General features: G+C 59.6%; 20 protein-coding genes. 9 read left to right on the forward strand and 11 right to left on the reverse strand.

Annotated elements, in window-relative coordinates:
* Window positions 1–81: 81 nt before the first annotated feature.
* Complete coding sequence (aceA, locus tag DOU54_RS20195; protein WP_004440074.1) at window positions 82–1371, forward strand: isocitrate lyase; 1290 nt, start codon at window positions 82–84, stop codon at window positions 1369–1371.
* Between the two features lie 84 nt (window positions 1372–1455).
* Window positions 1456–1713: an SMc00767 family acetate metabolism repressor gene (locus DOU54_RS20200; RefSeq protein ID WP_004432604.1), complete on the forward strand. Its 258-nt coding sequence runs from the start codon at window positions 1456–1458 to the stop codon at window positions 1711–1713.
* A 65-nt stretch (window positions 1714–1778) separates the two neighbouring features.
* Here DOU54_RS20200 and DOU54_RS20205 read toward each other — a convergent pair whose 3' ends face one another.
* The 4 genes from DOU54_RS20205 to DOU54_RS20220 form a co-directional block, all read right to left on the reverse strand.
* Complete coding sequence (locus DOU54_RS20205) at window positions 1779–2102, reverse strand: hypothetical protein (RefSeq protein WP_006698168.1); 324 nt, start codon at window positions 2100–2102, stop codon at window positions 1779–1781.
* A gap of 142 nt (window positions 2103–2244) precedes the next feature.
* Window positions 2245–3117 carry a LysR family transcriptional regulator gene (locus DOU54_RS20210; RefSeq protein ID WP_113380941.1) on the reverse strand — a complete coding sequence of 291 codons (873 nt, stop codon included), beginning with the start codon at window positions 3115–3117 and terminating at the stop codon, window positions 2245–2247.
* Window positions 3118–3372: 255 nt separating this feature from the next.
* Window positions 3373–3507, reverse strand: a complete 135-nt coding sequence (locus DOU54_RS28295) for a hypothetical protein (RefSeq protein ID WP_262621252.1) — start codon at window positions 3505–3507, stop codon at window positions 3373–3375.
* 358 nt (window positions 3508–3865) lie between these two features.
* A complete protein-coding gene (locus DOU54_RS20220; RefSeq protein ID WP_107340487.1) occupies window positions 3866–5050 on the reverse strand; it encodes a BaiN/RdsA family NAD(P)/FAD-dependent oxidoreductase in 1185 nt (394 codons plus the stop codon).
* 123 nt (window positions 5051–5173) lie between these two features.
* Between DOU54_RS20220 and DOU54_RS20225 the strand changes: the two genes are divergently transcribed.
* The 6 genes from DOU54_RS20225 to DOU54_RS20250 all read left to right on the forward strand — a co-directional run bounded on the left by DOU54_RS20225 (window position 5174) and on the right by DOU54_RS20250 (window position 13761).
* Window positions 5174–6613, forward strand: a complete 1440-nt coding sequence (locus DOU54_RS20225; protein WP_022555640.1) for a glutamine synthetase family protein — start codon at window positions 5174–5176, stop codon at window positions 6611–6613.
* Window positions 6614–6625: 12 nt separating this feature from the next.
* Window positions 6626–7912 carry an NAD(P)/FAD-dependent oxidoreductase gene (locus tag DOU54_RS20230; protein WP_113380940.1) on the forward strand — a complete coding sequence of 429 codons (1287 nt, stop codon included), beginning with the start codon at window positions 6626–6628 and terminating at the stop codon, window positions 7910–7912.
* A gap of 136 nt (window positions 7913–8048) precedes the next feature.
* Window positions 8049–9524, forward strand: a complete 1476-nt coding sequence (gene zwf, locus DOU54_RS20235; protein WP_004440062.1) for a glucose-6-phosphate dehydrogenase — start codon at window positions 8049–8051, stop codon at window positions 9522–9524.
* Window positions 9525–9534: 10 nt separating this feature from the next.
* Entirely contained in the window at window positions 9535–10233 is a 699-nt protein-coding gene (gene pgl / locus DOU54_RS20240; protein ID WP_006698174.1) for a 6-phosphogluconolactonase, read from the forward strand.
* A 124-nt stretch (window positions 10234–10357) separates the two neighbouring features.
* On the forward strand, window positions 10358–12178 hold the full coding sequence (edd, locus tag DOU54_RS20245; protein WP_004440058.1) for a phosphogluconate dehydratase: 1821 nt from the start codon (window positions 10358–10360) through the stop codon (window positions 12176–12178).
* Between the two features lie 218 nt (window positions 12179–12396).
* Window positions 12397–13761 carry a metallophosphoesterase gene (locus DOU54_RS20250; RefSeq protein WP_113380939.1) on the forward strand — a complete coding sequence of 455 codons (1365 nt, stop codon included), beginning with the start codon at window positions 12397–12399 and terminating at the stop codon, window positions 13759–13761.
* 20 nt (window positions 13762–13781) lie between these two features.
* On the opposite strand, the gene DOU54_RS20255 is transcribed toward DOU54_RS20250, so the two are convergent.
* The 6 genes from DOU54_RS20255 to DOU54_RS20280 all read right to left on the reverse strand — a co-directional run bounded on the left by DOU54_RS20255 (window position 13782) and on the right by DOU54_RS20280 (window position 20820).
* Window positions 13782–14138, reverse strand: a complete 357-nt coding sequence (locus DOU54_RS20255) for a hypothetical protein (RefSeq protein WP_034496014.1) — start codon at window positions 14136–14138, stop codon at window positions 13782–13784.
* A 237-nt stretch (window positions 14139–14375) separates the two neighbouring features.
* On the reverse strand, window positions 14376–15464 hold the full coding sequence (locus DOU54_RS20260) for an ABC transporter ATP-binding protein (protein WP_113380938.1): 1089 nt from the start codon (window positions 15462–15464) through the stop codon (window positions 14376–14378).
* A 20-nt stretch (window positions 15465–15484) separates the two neighbouring features.
* A complete protein-coding gene (bglA, locus tag DOU54_RS20265) occupies window positions 15485–17140 on the reverse strand; it encodes a beta-galactosidase BglA (RefSeq protein WP_113380937.1) in 1656 nt (551 codons plus the stop codon).
* Between the two features lie 37 nt (window positions 17141–17177).
* Window positions 17178–18338: a carbohydrate ABC transporter permease gene (locus DOU54_RS20270; protein ID WP_022555635.1), complete on the reverse strand. Its 1161-nt coding sequence runs from the start codon at window positions 18336–18338 to the stop codon at window positions 17178–17180.
* 1 nt (window position 18339) lies between these two features.
* Window positions 18340–19353, reverse strand: a complete 1014-nt coding sequence (locus tag DOU54_RS20275) for a carbohydrate ABC transporter permease (protein WP_022555634.1) — start codon at window positions 19351–19353, stop codon at window positions 18340–18342.
* Window positions 19354–19458: 105 nt separating this feature from the next.
* Window positions 19459–20820, reverse strand: coding sequence for an ABC transporter substrate-binding protein (locus tag DOU54_RS20280; protein ID WP_113731774.1), 1362 nt, complete (start codon window positions 20818–20820; stop codon window positions 19459–19461).
* 274 nt (window positions 20821–21094) lie between these two features.
* Between DOU54_RS20280 and DOU54_RS20285 the strand changes: the two genes are divergently transcribed.
* Window positions 21095–22120: a LacI family DNA-binding transcriptional regulator gene (locus DOU54_RS20285; RefSeq protein WP_004440041.1), complete on the forward strand. Its 1026-nt coding sequence runs from the start codon at window positions 21095–21097 to the stop codon at window positions 22118–22120.
* A gap of 16 nt (window positions 22121–22136) precedes the next feature.
* Here DOU54_RS20285 and DOU54_RS20290 read toward each other — a convergent pair whose 3' ends face one another.
* Complete coding sequence (locus DOU54_RS20290) at window positions 22137–23036, reverse strand: bifunctional methylenetetrahydrofolate dehydrogenase/methenyltetrahydrofolate cyclohydrolase (RefSeq protein ID WP_113731775.1); 900 nt, start codon at window positions 23034–23036, stop codon at window positions 22137–22139.
* Window positions 23037–23104: the final 68 nt, after the last annotated feature.

Below are 23104 nucleotides of genomic sequence, written 5' to 3' on the forward strand. Positions count from 1 at the left end.
AATGTAGTCACATCAAACGGCGCCATATGATGTTCAAGACGGCCCGCTACGAAAACCGCATTTATCATGGGAGAGAGAATTATGACGGATTTTTACAAACTTGTTCCGGGCGCACCGCAGGGACGTTTCGACGGCATCGAGCGCACCTATACCGCCGCCGACGTGGAGCGGCTGCGCGGCTCTGTCGAAATCCGCCATTCGCTGGCCGAAATGGGTGCGAACCGGCTGTGGAAGCTGATCAACGAGGAGAATTTCGTCAATGCGCTGGGTGCGCTCTCGGGCAACCAGGCCATGCAGATGGTTCGCGCCGGGCTGAAGGCGATTTATCTTTCGGGATGGCAGGTTGCAGCGGATGCGAACACGGCCTCGGCCATGTATCCGGACCAGTCGCTCTATCCCGCCAATGCAGCGCCGGAGCTGGCCAAGCGCATAAACCGCACCCTGCAACGCGCCGACCAGATCGAGACCGCGGAGGGCAAGGGCCTTTCTGTCGACACCTGGTTCGCGCCGATCGTTGCCGATGCGGAGGCCGGTTTCGGCGGGCCGCTCAACGCCTTCGAGATCATGAAGGCCTTCATCGAGGCAGGCGCAGCAGGTGTTCACTATGAGGATCAGCTGGCATCGGAAAAGAAGTGCGGCCATCTCGGCGGCAAGGTTCTGATCCCGACGGCGGCGCACATCCGCAACCTGACGGCAGCGCGGCTTGCGGCCGACGTTATGGGTGTACCAACGCTGGTCATCGCCCGCACGGACGCGGAGGCCGCCAAGCTTCTGACCTCTGACATCGACGAGCGCGACCGTCCCTTCGTGGATTACGATGCCGGGCGCACCGTTGAGGGCTTTTATCAGGTCAAGAACGGTCTGGAGCCCTGCATTGCCCGCGCCGTGGCTTATGCGCCCTATTGCGACCTGATCTGGTGCGAAACATCAAAGCCGGATCTGGAACAGGCGCGCAGGTTTGCTGAAGGCGTGCACAAGGTGCATCCGGGCAAGAAGCTCGCCTACAATTGCTCGCCGTCGTTCAACTGGAAAAAGAACCTCGACGACGCGACGATTGCGAAGTTCCAGCGCGAGCTAGGCGCGATGGGCTACAAGTTCCAGTTCATCACGCTCGCTGGCTTCCACCAGCTCAACTACGGGATGTTCGAACTGGCGCGCGGCTACAGGGACCGGCAGATGGCGGCTTATTCCGAGCTTCAGGAGGCGGAATTCGCAGCAGAGGCCAATGGTTACACCGCCACCAAGCACCAGCGCGAAGTCGGTACCGGCTATTTCGACGCCGTGTCTCTGGCGATCTCTGGCGGCACGTCGTCCACCACGGCCATGAAGGAATCCACCGAGCACGACCAGTTCCGCCCGGCGGCCGAATAAATCAAGAAAACCGCCCTTCCCCATCGCGGGAAGGGCTTGCAAAGCAGATCAAAAACCCCTGACAATAACGAGAGGAGAAATGCCATGAACGCCCACAATCCCATCAAGACGCACGTCAAGGAACGCGCCGAGGAGCAATCCTCCGCCATGACGCAGGATCAGCAGGCTGCCATCCGCATGCTGGCCAATGACCTGCACCGCCTCAACCAGGCCGTCATGAAAGCCGTCGAGGCCGGCGTTTCCGTCGAGCTGGTCCGCTCGGCCCGCCACCATGGCGGCGGCGGCAACTGGGGTGATCTGCTTATCCCCGTCATCGTTGCGCAGGGGCGTGACGCCGCGTGAAACGAAAGACCGGAACATCATAATCGATGTTCCGGCCTTCAGTGCAAACGTCAGAAGTGGCCGCCTCAGAAGCTCGCCGACACGGAAACGCCGATGCTTACATTGACGCCCATCGCCTCCACGTTACCCTGGAGTTGAGGCGCATAGGGAGCGAAGCAGGCAAGTTGCGTCAGGGGAATCGGGTTCAGAACGGCCGGCGATTCCCACGCCAGATGCATCGCCACGCCTCCCACGAGCTTTTCCCAGCCTGCGATTTTGGTGCCTGAGGCTGCCGGCGCAATTGCCGTGACGGATTGCGAAAGAGCATCGGCAACAACTGCCGCGAGCCCCTTACTGACTGCTGCATAAAAGAGCTTTGCTGCTTCTTCCGGCGTTCCTGCTGCGGACATCGCATTTACGTATGATGCTGAAATTATCATGGCGGCCTCAACCTGAAAGGGTTAAACTTACAAAAAGCAACCTATGGATATTTTGATGCGAACGCAACTATAAATTATTAAAATTTATTTATACAACTGAACGTGATTTCATCTATGCCGGGCGGCCCTTGCGTCCGGCGTAGAGATCGGAATGGCTCTTGATCAGACGGGTCATCCGATCCGCCACCGTCCTGATATCGGGTCGGTGGCGATCGTCATTATTCATGACGATCCATTGATTGTGGCGCAGCGGTTCGATTTCGCCGCCCTCCCGGACGAGGCGCGCATCCGCATCGCCCACGAAACAGGGAAGCACCGCGATCCCCGCCCCTGACAGGACAAGATCGAGAAGCGCCGTTGGCCGGTTCACCGTTACGACGATCTCGTTGCTCCGGTTTTCATGCGGCCAGCGAAGATAGGTTGAAATGGCGTTTTCCTCGGCTACCGACAGCCAGCGGTCAGCGACAGTGGCGGCGGCATTGCGCAGCCTGTAGGGAGCGTAGGCAACCTCCCCCGTCTTGATGGCGGCGAGATTGCGCTCCTGCGGCTCGAAAGCGCGGATACCGATATCGTTTTCGCGATGCGCCAGAGACGCCCTCTGCTCGGCGATAAAAAGGTCGATGCGGAAATCATCGCGATCCGTGCAGATGGCGGAGAAGTTGCTGGTCAAGAGCCAGGCATTCCAGGTGCCCACGGCAATCCGCACGATGGACGAGGCCGATGACGCCTTCTGCCACCCCTCGATATCCCTGGCCGCATTCTCCATGGCCTGAAGTCTGTCGAACAACGCACGGCCGTCCACTGTGAGGGCGTATCCCGTCTGGCTGCGGTTGAACAGCGCCTTGCCGATCCGCTCCTCCAGCTCGACCATGCGCCGCCCTATGGTCGCGGGGCTTAAGCCCGTCAGCGCGGCGGCACCCGTCAGGCCACCGCTGCGTGACACATCGAGGAAAAGCTGGTAGGAATCCCAGGTGACGTTTTTCATAATTGAAAAACGTAGCGCATTTTCTTGCGCAGATAAATCAAAAAACGGCGTGCATCATGGCCCTCTGCAGTAAGAAGGAGAGCGAACATGCACGCGATTTTTGCAGCACGGGCCATTATCGAAAATCAGCGACCGCGCACACGCCGTGAAGCGATTCTGCAGGAAGAAAAGTTTTACAGGGATATGGCCGAGGCATCACGGATGTCACGGTTTTTCAGCGCGCTTATCAACTTTGTGAAGGCGAGAAGCCGTCGATCAATGGAAGAGGGCGATAAGGGCTGCGAGAGCACCGGCTGCGATGAGGCTCAGCCGAAAGGCCAACTGCCGGCTCTCGTTGTCAGTGCGGGCGATGGCAATGGCGCGAGGGCGGCGATGTGCAGATCTGTTCATGCGCGGGCTCCAGACGAAAAACTCAACCGACCCATGCCCTGTTAAGGGCTTCCAGCGTGACATCATGTGCAGCGGGATCATTGAGCGATCCGGCCTTGCTGGCATTTGGTCAGGATGACTCCTCCCCCGTTAACAGATTATTAAAAAAGCGAGGAAGGGCCACAACTTTACCAACTGAAACTGGGTTGGCGAACAGGTCTCATCAGCTCCGTCACCCCGGACTAGTTCCGGGGTCGAGCGCGATCAAGTCCTTGATCACGAAAGACTCTTTACGGCCCAGAAGCGCCATGGCTGGATGCCGGATCAAGTCCCGCATGACAAAGGAGAGAGGTCCGATCTTTTCCACGGCCAGAGACGATCACGCGAATTCGCCGGCCGCCTGCCCGGACGCCCAGGCCCACTGGAAATTATAACCGCCGAGCCAGCCGGTCACATCGACACATTCGCCGATGAAATAGAGGCCGGGCACGGATTTCGCCGCCATGCTGCGGGAATCGAGGCCGGTCGTGTCCACGCCGCCGAGCGTGACCTCCGCGGTGCGATAACCTTCCGAACCGGCGGGCTTGATCTGCCAGTCCTGCACCTCTGCCGCCAGCTTCGCCAGAGCCTTGTCGGACATATCGGCAAGATGGCCGGTGAGGCCGGATTGTTCGACGACATGCTGGGCGAGCCGCTTCGGAAGGATCTCCGACAGGGCGGTCTGGGCGGACTGACGGCCGTTTTTCTGTTTGGCCTGCTTCAACACCGCGGCCAGATCGCGATGCGGCTCAAGCTTCAGGCGGATGGGATCACCCTCGCGCCAGTATGAGGAGATTTGCAGTATGGAAGGACCGCTCAAACCGCGATGGGTGAACAATAGCGCTTCCTCGAACGAGGTTTTGCCATGGGAAACCTCGGCCGGAACAGCGACACCGGCAAGCGGGCTCAGCTTTTCCAGAAGACCGGGATCAAGCGTCAGCGGAACGAGGCCGGGGCGGGTTTCAATGAGCTTGAGGCCGAACTGTTCGGCGATCTGGTAGGCAAAACCGGTCGCGCCCATCTTCGGGATAGACTTGCCGCCTGTCGCGACGACGAGGCTCTCCGCCTCGATGACGCCACCCGAGGTCGACACCCGAAAACGGCCGCCGTCATGGGTCACGGCGGAGACTGACGTTTCGAGCCGAAGCTTCGCATTCACCGCCTGCATTTCAGCCAGCAGCATGCGGATGACATCCTTGGCGCTGTCATCACAGAAAAGCTGGCCGAGCGTCTTTTCGTGCCAGGAGATACGGTGTTTTTCGACAAGGGCGATGAAATCGCGCGGCGTATATCGGGCAAGCGCGGATTTGGCGAAATGCGGGTTGGCAGAGAGATAATTCCTCGGCCCGGCGTGGATATTGGTAAAGTTACAGCGACCGCCGCCGGAGATGCGGATCTTTTCGCCCGGCGCTTTCGCGTGGTCGAGAACGACGACGGAGCGGCCGCGCTGGCCGGCGCGGATGGCGCACATCATGCCGGCGGCGCCCGCCCCCAAAATCAGCACGTCACATTTATCTGCCATCATTCCATCCGTTTCGTTTCCTTTCCTCTTTTCCAAGTGCCGCCGCTTGTCAATGGCGCTTTCCCCCTCGCCAATTGCCAAACTACGGTTATGATGGCGACAGTCGAAACACAGACCCGGTGATACATGCCCGCCAAGAAAACCATGCTCCGCCCGAAAAAACAGGCAACCATGGCAAAGAAGACCCCTCCCCTCGACCTTTCCTCCACCCGTGGCGTTTCCTCCTGGCGCGAAGCCGCGCAATGGCTGAGGGCGCGTGGGATAGAAGACATAGAATGCATCACGCCCGACCTTGCCGGCGTACCGCGCGGGAAAATGATGCCGACGGCGAAATTCACGGGCGATACCTCGCTTGCTCTACCCTCGGCGCTCTATCGCCACACGATATCGGGCGAATATCCCGATGAGACCGCCAATTTCCGCTACGAGCCGCGCGACAGCGATCTGAAGCTGGTGCCTGATCTTTCCACCCTCTCCGTCGTGCCCTGGGAAACCGACCCGACCGCGCAGGTGATCTGTGACGTGGTGGATGCGGAAGGCAATTTCGTGCCATACACGCCGCGCAACGTTTTGAAGAACGTGCTTTCGCTCTATACCGAAAAGGGCTGGAAGCCGGTGGTGGCACCGGAAATCGAATTCTACCTCGTCGCCATGAATGACGATCCGGACTATCCGCTGCATCCGCCAAAGGGTCGGTCGGGACGCTCCATCGTTGGAGGTCAAAGCTATTCCATCGCCGGCATCAACGAGTTCGACGAACTGATCGACGATATCTATCACTTCTCCGAAAAGCAGGGTCTGGAGATCGATACGCTCATCCATGAGGAAGGGCCGGCACAGCTGGAAATCAACCTGCGTCATGGCGATCCGATCGAGCTTGCCGACCAGGTGTTCCTGTTCAAGCGCACCATTCGCGAAGCCGCGCTGAAGCACGGCATCTATGCCACCTTCATGGCCAAGCCCATGCAGGGCCAGCCGGGTTCGGCCATGCACATCCACCAGTCGGTGGTAGAAATCGATAGCGGCCGCAACATCTTCTCCAATGAAGATGGCAGCCCTTCGAAAGAATTCTTCTCCTTTGTCGGCGGCATGCAGCGTTACGTTCCGAATGCGCTGGTCATGCTGGCGCCCTATGTGAATTCCTACCGCCGCCTGACGCCTGACATGGCCTGCCCGGTGAACAATGCCTGGGGTTACGACAACCGCACGACGGCCTTCCGCGTGCCGATTTCCGGCCCGCAGGCGCGGCGCGTCGAAAACCGCCTGCCGAGCTCGGACGCCAACCCCTATCTGGCGCTCGCGGCCTCGCTCGGCTGCGGCTGGCTCGGCATCGTCAACAGCATCGAGCCGACCGAACCCACCGCCGATACTGCCAATGAGGGCTCTATCGACCTGCCGCGTGGCCTGCTTGAAGCGGTCGCCTTGCTGGAGGGCGAAGCACAGTTCGACCGGATCTTCGGTCACGAATTTGTCGGCCTTTATGCCGGTCTGAAGCGGGGGGAATTCGAGACCTTCATGCAGGTCATCAGCCCCTGGGAGCGCGAGTTCCTGCTTCTCAACGTGTGAGGAATCCCGAGCATGACATGGCAAAGCCCGATTGCGCCGGGACTATCCTGGTATCAGGCAACCGTCGGTGAGCGGCCGGACTATCCCGCGCTCGATGGGTCGAAGCAGGTGGATGTCGCGATCATCGGCGGTGGTTACACCGGTCTTCAGGCCGCCTGTAATCTCGCTGAAAACGGCGTCTCGGTCGCCCTCATCGAAGCGCATCGTTTTGGCGATGGTGCTTCCGGCCGAAATGGCGGCCAGTTCGGCACCGGCCAGCGCTCTTTCCCCGATGAGCTTGAGGAAGAGATTGGCTTCGAGCAATCGAAGCTGCTGTTCGACATCGCCGAAAACGCCAAAAATTATGTGCGCGATTTCGCAAGCAGCCGCGGCATCGACATGGATTATCTGCCGGGCCAACTCTATGTGGCGCACAAGGCAGGTTACGAGGACGACTATCGCCGCAGCGTCGATGCGATGAACAACCGCTACGGCTATCCGCATATTTCCTACATGGAGCGTGGCGAAGCGCGCAAACGCGTCGGCTCCACTCATTATTTCGGCGGCACCCGCGACACCGGCACCGGCCATATACACCCGCTTAAGCTGCTGGTCGGGCTTGCGAAAGCCGCGAAAGATGCGGGTGCTCAGATTTACGAGATGACGCCTGCGAAATCCATCCGGCAAGTGGGCGGCAAGACCATCATCGACACCCCTTTCGGCACCATCACTGCGCCACGGGTGTTGATTGCGACCAATGCCTATATCGGCAATCTGGAACCGATAACGGCAGCCCATATCATGCCGATCCGCTCCTTCATCGGCGCAACCGCACCGCTGGATGCCTTCCCCGGCATCATTCCAGACCGGGAGGCCGTGGCGGATTCACGGTTTGTGGTGCGTTACTTCCGCAAGACGGCCGATAACCGGCTGTTGTTCGGCGGCCGCGAAGCTTACACGGCAGATATGCCGCGGGATATTTCCAGCCATATCCGCCGGCAGATCGCGGAAATCTATCCCGAGCTGAAGGATATCGACATCACCCATTCCTGGGGCGGCTCCGTCGGCATTACCCTGCCGCGCAAGGTCTTCGTGCGTGAGGTCATGCCAGGTGTCACCTCCATCGGTGGATATTCAGGCCACGGCGTGATGCTGTCGAATTATTGCGGCAAGCTTTATGCCGATCTGGTGCTCGGCAAAAAGGACATGCTGGCGCCATTCGCGCGGCTGAAAGTGCCTGCCTTTCCGGGCGGAACGTCACTGCGCGCGCCGCTGCTTTTCCTGGCGCTTTCGTGGTTTGCATTGCGAGACAGGTTTTAGTCCAATGTTTACAGTCCATTACCGGCGGCAAGCACACCGGCAAAAGCAAAATTCATAATTTCACATAACTGAGTCTGGCATTTTTAAATCGATTAGATTATTGATGCCCCAACCCTTGAAGATCGAGAGAATCGATATGAGCAGTCAGATCATTCCTGTTGAACCTTTTGATTGTGTCGTTTTCGGCGGCACGGGCGATCTTGCCGAGCGCAAGCTTCTGCCGGCCCTTTATCACCGGCAGATCGAAGGGCAGTTCACGGAGCCGACCCGCATCATCGGTGCGTCGCGTTCGGTCATGACCCATGAGGAATATCGCAAATTCGCACAGGACGCCCTGAAGGAGCATCTGAAGGCCGGCGAGTATGACGACGCGCAGGTTGCCGTGTTCCTGAACAGGCTTTTCTACGTGCCCGTTGACGCCAAGGGCAACAATGGCTGGGACGTGCTGAAGAAGCTGCTGGACGAAGGTAAAGAGCGCGTGCGCGCTTTCTATCTCGCCGTCGCGCCCGGAATTTTCGGCGATATCGCCGACAAGATCCGCGAACACAAGCTCATCACCCGCTCGACCCGTATCGTCGTTGAAAAGCCGATCGGCCGCGACCTCGCCTCGGCGCAGGAACTCAACGACACCATCGGCCATGTCTTCAAGGAAGAGCAGATCTTCCGCATCGACCACTATCTCGGTAAGGAGACGGTGCAGAACCTGATGGCGCTGCGTTTCGCCAACGCGCTTTACGAGCCGCTGTGGAATTCCGCCCATATCGACCACGTGCAGATCACGGTTGCCGAGGCGGTCGGTCTCGAAGGTCGCGCCGGTTATTACGACAAGGCCGGCGCGTTGCGCGACATGGTGCAGAACCATATTCTCCAGCTGCTCTGCCTGGTCGCCATGGAGCCGCCGGCTTCCATGAACGCCGAAGCCGTGCGCGACGAAAAGTTGAAGGTTCTGCGTTCGCTGAAGCCGATCGACACCAGCAACGTCGAAAAGCTGACGGTTCGCGGCCAGTACCGCGCCGGCGCTTCCGCAGGTGGCCCGGTCAAGGGCTATCTGGAAGAGCTGGAAGGCGGCGTTTCCAACACCGAAACCTTCGTCGCCATCAAGGCTGAGATCGCCAACTGGCGCTGGGCGGGCGTTCCCTTCTACATCCGCACGGGAAAACGCCTCGCGACCCGCGTTTCGGAAATCGTCGTCACCTTCAAGCAGATCCCGCATTCGATCTTCGACGACGCGGCCGGCAAGATCGAGGCCAACAAGCTGGTCATTCGTCTGCAGCCGGATGAAGGCGTCAAGCAGTCGCTCCTCATCAAGGACCCCGGTCCGGGCGGCATGCGCCTGCGCCAGGTGTCGCTGGACATGAGCTTTGCCGAAGCCTTCAACGTGCGCAGCCCCGACGCCTATGAGCGCCTGCTGATGGATACCATCCGGTCCAACCAGACGCTGTTCATGCGCCGCGACGAGGTCGAGGCCGCATGGGACTGGATTGACCCAATTCTCAAGAGCTGGGAAGAGCTTGGTCAGGGCGTGCAGGGTTACACGGCAGGAACCTGGGGGCCGAGCGGCTCGATCGCACTGATCGAGCGTGACGGTCGTACCTGGCACGATGCCGACTGAGGGCGCACGGATGAGCGAAACAATCCACGCCTTCGATAGCGCCTCCGATCTTGCCAATACGCTTGCGGCTGATGTCGCCCAGCGGCTCGACGCGGCAACCAAGGAACGGGGGACCGCAAGCATCGCGGTCTCTGGCGGCTCTACACCGAAGCTGTTCTTTCAGGCGCTTTCCCAGCACGATCTCGATTGGCCCAATATCAGCGTGACGCTGGTGGACGAGCGTTTCGTGCCGCCGGAAAGCGATCGCTCCAATCATCGTCTCGTCGCCGAGAATCTTCTGCAAAACAAGGCGAAGGCGGCTTATTTCGTGCCGCTGTTCCAGCCGGCGGCCTCGCCGGAGGATGCGGCAACGCTTGCGACCGTCAAGACCGAAGCGATCTGCGATCCCTTCGATGTTGTCATTCTCGGTATGGGAACGGATGGCCACACGGCCTCGTTCTTTCCCGGTGGAGACAATCTCTACGAAGCGCTTGATCTCGATGAGCCGCGCGGCGTTTTGACCATGGCGGCCGAGAATGCCGGCGAGGAACGGTTGACCTTCAACTTCTCCAGCCTGCACGATGCCGGTTTCCTGGTGCTGCATATCGAAGGCGCCGCCAAGAAGGCGACGCTGGAGAAGGCGCAGTCGGGCGAGGATGAGGAAGAAATGCCCGTCCGTGCCGTGCTGAACCGGGCAGAAACGCCAGTGGATATTTACTGGGCGCCATAAGCCGACGCGACGGCCGCTCCTGCGGTCCGCGACAAGCGCCCCGAAGACATGAAGACTGAAACACGACAACCGGCATTCGCCTCCCGGAACGCCGGCTGTCGACCAACGAACAGGATGAACGCCCATGTCCGCCGATTCCCGCATTCAGGCCATCACCGCCCGCATCGTCGAACGTTCCAAGCCCTATCGCGAGACCTATCTCGAGCGGCTGCGGCTGCAGGTCTCAAAAGGCGTTCACCGTTCCGTGCTTTCCTGCGGCAATCTTGCACACGGGTTTGCGGTCTGTTCCCCCGCCGACAAGGACATCCTTGCCGGCGACCGGGTTCCCAATCTCGGCATCATCACCGCCTATAACGACATGCTCTCGGCGCACCAGCCCTATGAGACCTTCCCGGCCATCATCCGCGATGCAGCCAAGGAAGCGGGCGGTATCGCTCAGGTTGCCGGCGCCGTACCTGCGATGTGTGACGGCGTCACCCAGGGGCAGCCCGGCATGGAGCTTTCGCTGTTTTCCCGCGATGCCATCGCCATGGCTGCGGGGATCGGCCTCTCGCACAACATGTTCGATGCCGCCCTCTATCTTGGCGTCTGCGACAAGATCGTGCCCGGCCTCGTGATCGCCGCACTCGCCTTCGGTCACCTGCCCGCGGTCTTCATTCCTGCCGGTCCGATGACATCAGGCCTCCCGAATGACGAGAAGTCGCGTATTCGCCAGCTTTACGCCGAAGGCAAGGTCGGTCGCGCCGAGCTGCTGGAAGCGGAATCCAAATCTTACCACGGTCCCGGCACCTGCACCTTCTACGGCACCGCCAATTCCAACCAGATGCTGATGGAGATCATGGGCTTTCATATGCCTGGCTCCTCCTTCATCAATCCCGGCACGCCATTGCGTGACGCGCTGACCCGCGAGGCTACCAAGAGAGCGCTCGCCATCACCGCGCAGGGCAACGAATTCACCCCCGCCGGCGAGATGATCGACGAACGATCCATCGTCAACGGCGTCGTGGGTCTGCATGCGACCGGTGGTTCCACCAATCACACCATGCATCTGATCGCCATGGCGCGCGCCGCAGGCATCATCCTCACATGGCAGGATATTTCTGATCTCTCTGACATCGTGCCGCTGCTGGCCCGCGTTTATCCCAACGGGCTGGCCGATGTGAACCATTTCCACGCTGCAGGCGGCATGGGCTTCCTCATCAAGCAGCTCCTGAAACAAGGCTTCGTGCATGACGACGTGCGCACCGTCTTCGGACAGGGTCTGGCCGCCTACACCGTGGATGCACTACTGGACGAGAAGGGCGCGGTCACCCGCCAGCCCTCCCCTGAACAGAGCCACGATCCGAAGGTTCTTTCCAGCATCGAAACACCGTTCCAGCCCACCGGCGGCCTGAAGATGCTGACCGGCAATCTCGGCAAATCCGTCATCAAGATTTCCGCCGTCAAGCCGGAGCGCCATATCATCGAAGCACCCGCGATTGTTTTCCACGACCAGCAGGAGCTTCAGGACGCCTTCAAGGAAGGCAAGCTTAACCGCGACTTCATTGCGGTCGTCCGCTTCCAGGGGCCGAAGGCGAATGGCATGCCTGAGCTGCACCGCCTGACGCCGCCGCTCGGCGTCCTGCAGGACCGCGGCTTCAAGGTGGCGCTTGTGACGGACGGGCGCATGTCCGGCGCATCCGGCAAGGTACCGGCCGCGATCCATGTTACGCCTGAGGCTTCCGATTGCGGGCCGATCTCGCTCATCCGCGATGGCGATATCATCCGTCTCGACGCCGTTTCCGGATCGCTCGAAGTGCTGGTGTCCGCCGCCGAACTGTCAAAACGCGAACCGGCGCGCGCTGATCTCTCCGGCAATGAATGGGGCATGGGCCGCGAACTTTTCGCCCCCTTCCGCCGTAATGCCGGTCCTGCCGATCAAGGTGCCAGCGTCCTGTTTCATTGATTTCCAAAAGGCGAAGGCTGGATGCGGCTTTCGCCTTTAAACCCCGCTCTGCGGCATCGTCACACCGCACTTTCACGCCCGGGACGGGCGGACGCAGAAACAGCTTTATTTCCCATGCCTTAAACGCCAAACTTGTCATGCGGCTGTGATGATCGCCTCTTAAGGCGTTCCCGACCAGCCGTGGGATGACGGCGCAGTTTCGGATAATGGGGCATGACATGACGATTTTTTCAAGCAACCGCCGCGATGTGCTGAAGCTTATGGCGGGCACCGCCATGCTGCCACTGATGGTAGCGGCCATGCCGGCAGCGGCGCAGGATGTAGCCCTGCGTGCCATCGTCATCTCCGATCTGCATTCGGCCTATGAGCGTATCGGCCAGCTTCTCGGGGCCATCGAAACGCGTATCGCGGCCGACAAGGCGCCCCACATCATCCTGCTAAATGGCGACCTTTTCGAACTCGGCAACGCGGTGGCCACACGTTCGGCCGGCGAAATCGAATGGACCTTCCTTGCGGCGCTCGCCAAGCTTGCCCCCACGGTCATCAATATCGGCAATCATGAGCCCGATATTGACAATGACCTCGCCAATTTCGTCAGCCGTGCTCAAGCCCTCGGCATCACCGTGCTTTCCAACATCATCGACAAGCGAAGCGGCAACCCCTATGCGCCGTCCAGTGCCGCGGTGAAGGCCGGCGAACGGGCGGTCATCGTCGCGGGCCTCGCGACCAATGCGATCAATACCTATCCGAAGGCGACGCGCGAGATGCTGGACATTCCTCAGCCGGTGGAATGGGCGAAGGCCAATCTGCCCGAAATCGTCAAAGCGGATGCGATCAATATTGTTCTGAGCCACGCCGGCGTTGTCGCCGACCGCGATATTCTGCCGGTGCTGCCTGACGGCACGCTGCTGGTGGGCGGCCATGATCACCTTAATTTCGTGCACGAAGAGGGCGCGACGCGTTATGTCCACACCGGCTCCTGGTGCACCTCCATGACGGTCGCGACAATTACCGGTCCCGGCAAGGCCGCCGCCATTGAGACGGTCACCATCGATCGTGATGCTCCCGCCTCGCCGGCTCTCAAGACCCTCATCGAGCAGACGCTTGAAAAGCACCTGACCGCAGAAGAACGGGAAGTTGTCGGCAAGGCCGCCAAGGCGATGACCGTCGACGAAGCAGGGCGCCATGTGGCGCATCTGATCGCCGCGAAGACCGGCGCCGATGTCGGTTTCATCGGCCACACCTCTTTCGGCGCAGGCCTGCCTGCAGGCGATATTCGCCGTTATGATTTCAACGCCTCGCTGCGCTTCGACGGTAAGCTGATGGTGACCGAAGTGGACAGCGAGACGCTCGTCCAAATCCTAAAGCGATGCAATCAGGACAGCAACATTCCGCTCGCCGCACGCACGGGCGACTATCTCTACGCCATGCCGGAAAAGCCGGAGAAGAAAGGCCGTTACAAACTGGTCTGCAACGACTGGTCCGCTACCAACCAGAAATCCTATTTCGGCCGCAGCGATCTCGCCTTCATCGAAGTGCCGGATGTGAAGCTGAAGCAGACCGTTCTGGGCGGGCTTTCCTAAAGCCGCAAATCGTCAGGGTCTTAGAACGACCGGATATCCAGCTTTCGGTCCTTGTGGGCCGGGTGCGTGCTGAATACGAAAATTCGATCCAGCTCCTTCTGCGTCAGCATACGCAGGAAACGGACATGGATGGTGTTGTTGGCGTTGACGCGCAACATCACGCAGCCGATCTTGGTAATGCGGGCATCGGGGATATCGAGATAGAACTGGTTCGGCAGGTTGTACTTGGTCAGTAGCGCCAGCACGGCCTCTGTCTGGGAGATGCGAATGACGTCGCAGCGGCGTGCCGCCATGTGCATCACGGCCTTTTCGGTATATTCGATGCGCGCCGCGTTCATGGTGTCTTCCATGCGGAACCGGCTTTCGCGGTCATACATGAAGGACTCTTCCTTGCTCAGATAATGATTTCTGATGACACCCGCACCGCTCTGCACGCCCGAACTCCCAATGCTTATCAATAGGACGAGACTAGGCCATAGTCTTTAACAATTCATATCAGCGTCAGCTTAAACAGGACGGAAGCGGGACATTTCCGACGTTTTTCCACACGGCTGATAACCAGTAAAAAGCCCCGGAACGGACAGTTCCGGGGCTTGTTTCAGTATCGCCACCGTTTACTTGCGGTAGGCTTTGCCTTCCGCATCGAAAAGATGAAGCTTCTCCTGCAGGGCGGAAAAGCGCAGGGTTTCACCCTTACCCACGGAAACAATGCCCGGCACCTTTACGATGATCGGCTCCTGGCCCTTGGGCGCTTCGAGATAAAGCAGGGTCACCTCACCCAAGGCCTCCACGATCGCGACTTTTCCCTCGAATAGATAGTCGTCGTCCGTCGCGATGCTCAGGTCTTCCGGCCGAACGCCAAAGCTTGCGGCCTTGCCCTGCTCAGATGCGGATGTGGGAACATCGACGACCAATGTCTTGCCGCCGGCAAGTTCGATGGAGGTCCGTTCACCCGTGCCGGTCACTTTCGCACCGATAATATTCATGGCGGGCGAGCCGATGAAACGCGCCACGAAAAGATTGGCCGGCCTCTCATAAAGCTCGAGCGGCGCGCCGACCTGCTCCACCCGCCCCGCGTTCAAAACGACGATGCGGTCAGCGAGCGTCATCGCCTCCACCTGGTCGTGGGTAACGTAGATCATCGTTGTATCGGCCATCTGCTCGTTGAGCTTGGCGATTTCGATGCGCGTGGCGACACGCAGAGCCGCATCGAGGTTCGAGAGCGGCTCATCGAACAGGAAGACCTTGGGGTTGCGGCAGATCGCGCGACCGATGGCGACACGCTGACGCTGGCCGCCGGACAGCGCCTTTGGCAATCGCTCCAGATATTGCGTGAGCTGCAGGATTTCGGCGGCGGCGCGAACGCGGCGGTCGATCTCCTGCTTGCTTTCCCTGGCAATCTTCATGCCGAAGGCCATGTTGTCGTAGACAGTCATGTGCGGATAAAGGGCATAGGACTGGAACACCATGGCGATGCCCCGGCGCGAAGGCGGGATTTCGTTGACAAGCTGGCCGTCAATATACATCTCGCCGCCGGTAATTTCCTCCAGCCCGGCGATCATGCGCAGCAGGGTCGATTTTCCGCAGCCGGAGGGGCCAACAAAAACGATGAATTCGCCCTGTTCGATATCGAGATCGATGCCGTGCAGCACCTTCACCTGTCCGTATGATTTACGGATATCCTTGAGAACGAGACTTGTCATGGGTGTTCCTCCCTCATCTGTCAGGCGTAACGGGCGAAGAAAGCGCCCCATGCCGGAAGTTCGACGCTTCTGCCCTTCAGTCCGCTTGCAAAGCCATGGCCTTCAAGAACCTCCCAGTTCCCTTCCGGCAGCGTGGCCTCTGCCGGCGTCGCTGACAAGTTAAAGACGCAAAGAACGGTTTCGTTGCCCAGCTTGCGGGTATAGCTCAACACCTCACCCTGCACGGGCTGAAATTCGATGCCGCCCTTTGCGAAAGCCGGATGCTGCCTGCGGAACGCGAGGAAGCGGCGGTAATGCTCCAGCACCGAAGCCTCATTGCCCTGTTGGGCGCTGACGGCACGCTGCTTGTGCTCAGCGGGAATGGGCAGCCACGTTTTGTCGGCCGTCGAGAAACCGGCCTGCGCATGGCCGGCGTCCCATACCATCGGCGTACGGCAACCGTCGCGGCCCTTGAATTCAGGCCAGAACTGAATGCCGTAAGGATCCTGCAAATCTTCGAAAGCGATATCGGCTTCGGTGAGGCCGAGTTCTTCGCCCTCATAGATGCAGACGGAACCGCGCTGGGTCATGAGAAGTGCCGACAGTACCTTCGCGAAAGCATCCTTGTCCTCGACATGCTCGCCCCAGCGGCTGACATGGCGCACGACATCATGGTTGGAGAAAGCCCAGCAGGCCCAGCCTTCCGGTGCAGCTCTCGCAAAATCCGCCTGTACATCGGCAACACGCTGCGGGGTCAGCGCATCGGGCGCGAGGAATTCAAAGGCGTAGCACATCTGCATCTTGTCATCGCCGGACGTATATTCGCCGACGATTTCGAGGCCACGCTGGCTGTCGCCCACTTCGCCGACGGCGGCGATATCAGGGAATTCGTCCAGTACGGCGCGGAAGCGCTTCAGGAAGGCGATGTTTTCCGGGCGGTTCTTGTCGTAGAGATGCTCCTGGAAGTTATAGGGATTGACCGCAGGCGCGGTGGAGGCATTGCGCCGTTCCGGCGCCAGCGCCGGATTATCGCGCAGCTCAAGGTCGTGGAAATAGAAGTTGATGGTGTCGAGGCGGAAACCATCGACGCCGCGCTTCAGCCAGAAGCGTGTGATATTCAGCAGCTCTTCTTGCACTTCCGGATTATGCAGGTTGAGGTCCGGCTGCGAGGTCAGAAAGTTGTGCATGTAATATTGCATGCGGGTCGGATCCCACTGCCAGCCCGAGCCGCCGAAAATCGACAGCCAGTTGTTGGGCGGCGTGCCATCCGGCTTGCTGTCCGACCAGACATACCAATCCGCTTTCGGATTGTTGCGGCTGGCGCGGCTTTCCACGAACCATGGATGCTGGTCCGAGGTGTGCGACAGAACGAGATCGATCATGACGCGGATGCCGAGACGGTGGGCTTCGGCGATCAGCCCGTCGAAATCGGCGAGCGTGCCGAACATCGGATCGACATCCACATAATTCGAGACGTCGTATCCAAAATCCTTCATCGGCGAGGTGAAGAAGGGCGAAATCCAGATCGCATCGGCACCGAGGCCTGCGATGTGATGGAGGCGATCGGTAATACCCTTGAGATCGCCGATGCCGTCGCCATTGGAGTCCTGATAGGAGCGCGGATAAATCTGATAGATAACAGCGCCGCGCCACCAGTCCTTGTTGGGCGTCAAAGCGGAAGTCACCGAAGCGGTCATAGAAGTGTCCTGTGTGGTATGGGCGTTCATGGAATGATCAGCCTCCCTTGACGGAGCCTGCCAGCAGGCCACGCACGAGATAACGTTGAAGAGCGAAGAAGACGCCGAGCGGCACGACGATGGTGACGAAGGCCGAGGCAGTGAGAATTTCCCAGTTGCCGCCGCGCGAACCGAGCAGCGCGTTAAGCGCGCCTGTCAGCACCAGCTCGTCCTTCTGCGTGCCGAGGAAGACCATGGCGACGAGAAGGTCGTTCCAGGTCCAAAGGAACTGGAAGATGGCGAAGGAAGCGAGTGCCGGGAAAGAGAGCGGCAGGATGATCTTGACGAAGATTTCGAAATCGCTTGCGCCATCGACACGGGCGCTTTCGATGATCTCTTTCGGCAGGCCGGAAATATAGTTGCGCAGCAGATAGATGGCGAGCGGCAGGCCGAAAGCGGTATGCGCCAGCCAGATACCGGCATAGGTCTTGGACGGCACGCCGAAGATGGTGCCAATTTCATTGTACAGTCTCAGAAGCGGGATCAGCGACATCTGCAACGGCACGACGATCAGGCCCACCACCATGGCGATCAGCAGATTGCGGCCGGAAAAGTTCATCCATGACAGGGCATAGGCGGCAAAGGCGGCGATGAGGATGGGGATGACGGTTGCAGGTACGGCGACCGTCAGCGAGTTGACGAAGGACTGGCCGATGCCTTCCGATGTTAGAACCGTACGGTAGTTGTCGAGAGTGAAGACGGGCGGCGTTGCGACAGAGATGTAGACGCGCTTGCCGCGCGAACCCTCGAAGCTTGCGGCTTTGCTATATTCGTAAGTGCCGTCTTCATTGATAAGCAGCGTCTCGCCATCGCCGATGTCAGCGGCTTCACCTGCCTTGAAAGCTGTCGGCTCCTGCACGCGCACGCCGAAGGCCGCAACCTTTCCGCCCTGGCCGTTTTCGAAGACATTGCCTGATATGACGTAGCGGCTGCCATCCTGCTTCTGAGCCGAGGCATCGGCCAGACGAACGGCTTGCGTTTGTTCGGAGCTCGAAAAAGCGGTCCACCAGCCCGACACCGTGATCTGATCCTTGTCGCGCAGCGAACTCACGAGAATGCCGAGCGTTGGCAAGAGCCAGAGCAGCACGACGATCAGAACGCTGGCGTGAACGATGAGCCGCGGCAGGCCGACGCGGCGGAGGCGTTTGACAATATCCATCTCAGCGGCCCTCCATCTCGCGGTTTGCCTGGCGGATGTTCCAGACCATGATCGGGGTGACGGCCGCCATGATGATGAGCGCGATAACAGCACTTCGGCCGCTATCACCGCCGCCGCGGAACATCCAGTCGAACATGAGATTGGCCAGAACCATGGTGTTCCATTGCCCGTTGGTCATGGTCAGCACGATATCGAAGACCTTCAGCACGAGAATGGTGATCGTCGTCCAGACGACGGCGATAGTGCCCCAGATCTGCGGAACCATGATCTTCCAGAAGATCTGCCAGCCATTGGCGCCATCGATGACAGCCGCCTCGATGGTCTCTTCCGGAATACCGCGCAACGCCGCAGAGAGGATGACCATGGCGAACCCGGTCTGAATCCAGATGAGGATGACCATCAGGAAGAAGTTGTTCCAGAAGGGCATGGAAATCCAGACCTGCGGATTACCACCGAAAAACTCGACGATGGCGTTCAGCAGGCCGATCTGCACCTGACCTTCGGCGCGGTATTCATAGATGAACTTCCAGATGACGGAAGCGCCGACGAAGGAGATCGCCATCGGCATGAAGACGATGGACTTGGCGATGTTGCCCCACCAGATGCGGTCCGTCATGACCGCGATAACGAGGCCGAAGAAGGTGCAGGCGGCCGGCACGACGGCGAGCCAGAGAATGTTGTTGAAGATCGACTGACGGAAACCGGCGTCGAAAAACGCCCAGCGATAATTGGCGAGACCGACGAATTCGCTGCCGGTGCGGTCGTAGAAGGAGAGGATCAGCGTCGCGATGACGGGATACACAAGATAGACGAGCAACAGGATCAGCGCCGGGCCGATGAACAGCCAAGGCCGGACGGCGGCGCGGCGGTTTAAGTTGCGGGATGCGTGAATGACGTCTCCCGAGCGGACGGGAAAGATTGCCTGCAACGCCTTATCGGATAGCCAGTAATAGGCAGCACAGGCAAAAACGCCCGCTACCATAACGCCGATGGCGGACACCAGTTGTTGAGCCATGTTCCCTCCCTGATCCTCTCCGCGCCGCGTTGATTTATGCAGCTGTCGGGCCGTTCCTGCGGAAGAGGCCCGGCAGCGAGCCGCCAGGCCTCGTCTTAATCCGTGTTACTTCAGGCCGTCCCAGGCCTTCTGGATATCGGCGGCGACCTGATCGGCAGACTTGCCACCGACAAAATCGATCATGCCGGTCCAGAAAGCGCCGGCGCCGATCTTGCCGGGCATCAGGTCGGAACCGTCAAAACCGAAGGTCGTCGCCGTGGTCAGGATTTCACCCTGACGCTTCATCTGCTCATTGGCATAGGTTTCGACATTCACACCCTTGTACGGCGTCAGGAAGCTGGACTGCGCCATCCACACTTCGTGGGCGATCGGCGTCTGCAGGAATTGTACGAATGCCTTAGCAGCGGGCGCTTCCTTAGTGATGGTGACGAGCGTGCCGGCACCGAGAACCGGCTTGCCGAGGTCCGGCTTTGAGGCATAGGTCGGCATGTAGAAGAAATCCGCATCCGTTCCGACCTTGGTGCCCTCAGGGAAGAACGAGGGAATGAACGATGCCTGATGGTGCAGGTAGCACTTCGGCGGAATGTCGAAGAGGCCCTTGGGGCTGTCGCGGAAGTCGGTGGAGGCTACGGCCGCAACGCCGCCACTCACATATTTCTCGTTCTTGGCAAATTTGCCGAACTCGTTGATCGCCTCGACCACGGCCGGATCGGTGAATTTCACCTCGTTGGTCGTCCACTTCTGGTAGACATCCAGCGGCTGCGTGCGCAGCATCAGGTCTTCCACCCAGTCGGTTGCCGGCCACCCGGTCGCACCACCGGAGCCGAGACCAATGCACCAGGGCGTGCCGCCATCAGCGACGATCTGATCGGTGAGCTTGAGCAGGTCTTCCATGCTCTCGGGAACTTTATATCCCGCTTCCTCGAAATTCTCGGGAACATACCAGACGAGCGACTTCACGTCGGCCTTGAAGGGGAAAGCGAAATAGGCCTTGTTGCCGTCCTTGCCCTTATAACTGCCGAGATCGACCCAGGATTTACCCGCGCCGTAATTTTCCTCGACCCATTTGGCCGTGTCGTCGCCGAGCGGCACAAGAAAACCCTTGGCGGCGAGATCGGCAAGAAGGCCAGGCTGCGGCAAAATGGCAATATTGGGCGGCGAGCCGGCCTGTGTGTCGATAACGATCTGCTGCTCGTAGTTTTCCGACGAGGAATAACGGACATTCACGCCCGTCGCGTCAGCGAAATAGGCGAGAACGGACTGGAACAATGCCTCGTCCTCACCACGCCACGGGCCGAAAATCGTCAGCGTCTGGCCTTTAAGGTCAGCATGGGCCGCCTTGAAGTCTTCGTAGCTTTTCCAGTTGAACTTGGCGTCCTGGCCCGGCGCGAATTTCAGATCGGCGGCAAAGGCCGAACCCGACAGCAGCACGATTGAAGCAGCCGTCGCCAAAAGGGTCTTCCGCATGTGATTTACCTCCCATCACATAAAAGGCTCAAAGCGTCCTCTCCAATCAAAGCGCTTTGGCTGCCTATTCATCTCATTGTCATCAAGATGGAGTCAAGAGGCTCTTTATTCGGAAACGCTGCCTAACCTTCCAAATAGTCATATTGATTTAGGAAGGCGGCTATCATTTTCGATTGAGAAAAGCGGACAGGGCTGTTAAAAATCTAAAGCGCTTTGGGAAAATGAGGAGGGGCTTTTGGCCTTTTCCGGGCGCGCGCATGGAGGAATGACAGACATGAACCTGAAACAGCTGTCGCAACTGCTGGGCATTTCGCAGACGACCATCAGCAGGGCGCTCAACGGCTATCCCGAGGTCAGCGCGGAAACGCGCCGCCGCGTCATGGAAGCCGCGGAGAAGACGGGATATCGCCCTAATGCCGCGGCACAGCGGCTGGCAACCGGCAAGGTCGGCTCCATTGGGCTCGTGATGCCGATTGGCGAACATCACCGTTCGGATGTGCATTTCGGCGAATTCCTGAGCGGTCTTGGCGAGGAAGCCTCGCGCAGCGGCTTTCATCTCGTCATCATGCCCACCGAGCCGGAAAAGGAACGCGAAGCCCTTCGCGGGCTCGCCGCTAGCGGCAGCGTCGACGGCATCTATCTCGCTTATATGAAGAATAACGATCCACGCATCGCCATGATGCAGTCGCTTTCCCTGCCCTTCCTCGTGCATGGCCGCTCCATCGGCGTGGAGGAGGATTATCCCTATCTCGACGTGGACAATGAAGGCGCCTTCCGTGATGCGACCCAGCTTCTGCTTCAGCTTGGCCATACGCGCATCGGGCTGCTGAACGGTCCGGAAGGCTATGATTTCACCTACCGGCGCTGTCTTGGGGTGGAAAAGGCGCTGGCGGCAAACGGCCTGGCCTTGCACGCAAGCAATAAGAGACACGGCAGCATGACCGACGAGGAAGGTTATCTCGGCATGGAGGCCCTGCTTTCACGCCCCGAGAAACCGACCGCCATTCTCTGTGCCAGTACCGCGCTTGCACTTGGCGCGATCCGCTCGCTCAACCAGCGAGGCCTGAAACCCGGCAAGGATATTTCCCTCATCGCCCATGACGATGTGCTGCCGCTTTTGAAACCCGATAATTTTTCCGTGCCGCTCACCACCACGCGCTCGTCGCTGAGAGCGGCAGGCGTCCGCGTGGGCCAGCGCCTGATCAATCGTATCAAGAACGACCAGACGGAGCCGTATCAGGAACTCTGGAAGGCGGAACTGGTGGTCCGCGCCTCGACGGGGCCGGCTCCGAAAGCGTAGCCGGCCGTTTCAACGCCTAGAACTTCGGCGCCGCCAGGCCTTCGGCGCGATGAGCGGCGATGACGGTGTTGGCCATCAGCATCGCGATCGTCATCGGGCCGACACCACCGGGAACAGGGGTGATGGCCGCGGCAACGGCGCTTGCTTCATCATAGGCGACGTCGCCCACCAGCTTCGACTTGCCTTCACCCTTTTCGGGTGCGGGAATGCGGTTGATGCCGACGTCGATGACGGTCGCGCCGGATTTCACCCAGTCACCCTTCACCATCGCCGCGCGGCCAACCGCCGCCACCAGAATATCCGCCGTCTTGCAGATGCCGGCCAGATCCTTGGTGCGCGAATGCGCCATCGTCACAGTGGCGTTGGCATTGAGCAGAAGCTGGCCCATGGGCTTGCCGAACAGGTTGGAGCGGCCGATGACAACGGCGTTCAGGCCGGAAAGGTCGTCTCCGTGAATGCCGCGCACCAGAAGCATGGCGCCTGCGGGCGTGCAGGAAATGAGACCGGTGGCAAGATCGCCGGTCGCGAGCTTGCCGGCATTCAGCACGCTCAGGCCATCCACGTCCTTCTCAGGCAGGATCGATTGGATTATCTCGTCTGAATTGAAATGTTTCGGCAGCGGCAGCTGAACCAGAATGCCGTGGATGGAGGCATCGGCGTTCAATTCGCCGACCAGCTTCAGGAGGTCAGCCTGTGTGGTCTCCTCCGGCAGCGTGTGCTGGATGGAATTGAACCCGCATTGCTTGGCCATCTTGCTCTTGGAGTTCACATAAGCGTGGCTGGCCGGATCATTACCGACGATGACGACCGCGAGACCGGGCTTGACGCCCTTTTTCGCCTCAAGCGCTTCTGCCGATGCGCGGACCGCCTCCGTTACCGAGGCCGCCTTCGCCTTCCCGTCAATCACAACTGCCATGCGTCCTGCTCCTCATGGGTTACGTAGGCTCCGTATGGTGCCCCCGTCGCAGGAATGCAAGCTAAAAT

Source organism: Agrobacterium sp. MS2 (genome assembly GCF_003261015.1).
GTDB classification, from domain to species: Bacteria; Pseudomonadota; Alphaproteobacteria; order Rhizobiales; family Rhizobiaceae; genus Agrobacterium; species Agrobacterium pusense.